1 protein-coding gene and 1 pseudogene are annotated in these 1,300 nt (G+C 70.5%); both read right to left on the bottom strand.

All coding sequences use genetic code 11. The features are described from left to right. Nucleotides 1-232: pseudogene (locus ACQRAQ_RS08555) on the bottom strand (ATP-binding protein); the annotation flags it as partial. Further along, the coding region (gene istA, locus ACQRAQ_RS08550; RefSeq protein WP_427794546.1) for an IS21 family transposase at nt 229-1,300 on the bottom strand (1,072 nt) is incomplete at its 5' end. The pseudogene ACQRAQ_RS08555 and the gene istA, both read right to left, overlap by 4 nt.

The raw sequence follows: 1,300 nt of genomic DNA, 5'->3' as shown, positions 1-1,300 counted from the left end.
TCTTGGGCTCGCGCCTGGGCAGCCTGCTCAGTCTCAGCAGCGTCTCGATGGAGGCGAGCCTCCTCTTCTCCGCAAGGTAGGAGAAGGTGGCGGCCACGGCGGCCATCTCCCCGTCGCCGAGGTCGAGGTCCGAGGCGAGGGTCGCGAGCTCCTCCGCCCCGACGGCGATCCCGAGCCTCGACGCGGCGTCGCTCGCGAGCTCGTAGGGGCTCGCCCCCGCGCCCGCCATCATTCGGCCCTCCCGAAGTCGAACCTCTCGAAACCGGGTTTCGTCCTAGGCGGGGCGATTTGCTCGACCACGGTCCCCACCGGCTGGGTCGGTAGCTCCTCGGGCTGCGCCGGCGATGTCTCCCACTGCCCCTCGCACCAGCTGTCGGCGCCGGTGCCGACAGCGTGGGCGACGAGCTCGCGGGAGAGGTCGTCGCTGTATATGTGCACCACGCGCCCCTCCCGGTTCACCCTGCACTCGCGACGGACGTACCAGTAGGGCACGCCGTAGCGGTGCCCCTCGAAGCTCACGAAGCCGTCGAAGGAGATCTTCCGGCGCGGGCACAGGTACCGCTCGACCTCGGCCGTGACCTCGAGCGGCCTGGTGTTTGCTGAGCACGCCGCCTCGTGTTCGCGCATCGGGACGCATGCCGCCGCGCGCCGCCAGCGGCCTCCCTGCTCGGCGCACCAGAGGGCGGCCTCCCGGTTGAGGGCGTCAAGGTCGGTGAAGGACCTTCCCGCGAGGAAGTTCCCCTTCACGAAGCGGACGAGTCTCTCCACCTTGCCCTTCGTATAGGGGTGGCGCGGCCTGCACAACCTGGTGCGGAAGCCGACGACGCCCATGAACTCGGCGTAGTCGGCCTGCCAGACGGGCCGGCCGTCGGCATCGCGGCGGACGACCACGCTCTTCATGTTGTCGGTGAGCACGGTCGCGGGCACGCCCAGCGCCGAGAACGCGTGCAGCATCCCGATGAGGAGGTTCTCCTGGCGCGCGTTCGGGAAGAACTCGACGTGGGCGCTCCCGCAATGGTGGCAGACCATGGCGAAGCAGGCGATCCGCGCCCGCTCGCCGCCGGGGCGCTCGACCGCGACGAAGCCCCAGTCCATCTGGTAGGCCTCTCCGGGCGCCGTCCTGAAGCGCTGCCCGCGGCAGCCCTGCGGGGCCACCTGCCGCCTCTTCGCGGGCACGAGGTCCCGGTGCGCGGCGATATAGGTCTTCACCGTGGTGAGGCCGCCGGCGTAGCCCTGGCCGAGCAGCCGCTCGAATATCACCTGCGAGTTGGTGACGCCCTTCCGCAGGAGGTCGTCCACT

It is taken from the genome of Collinsella sp. SGI.178 (genome assembly GCF_050313495.1).
Lineage (GTDB): Bacteria > Actinomycetota > Coriobacteriia > Coriobacteriales > Coriobacteriaceae > Collinsella.
This window is presented reverse-complemented; position numbering and strand designations above follow the sequence as displayed.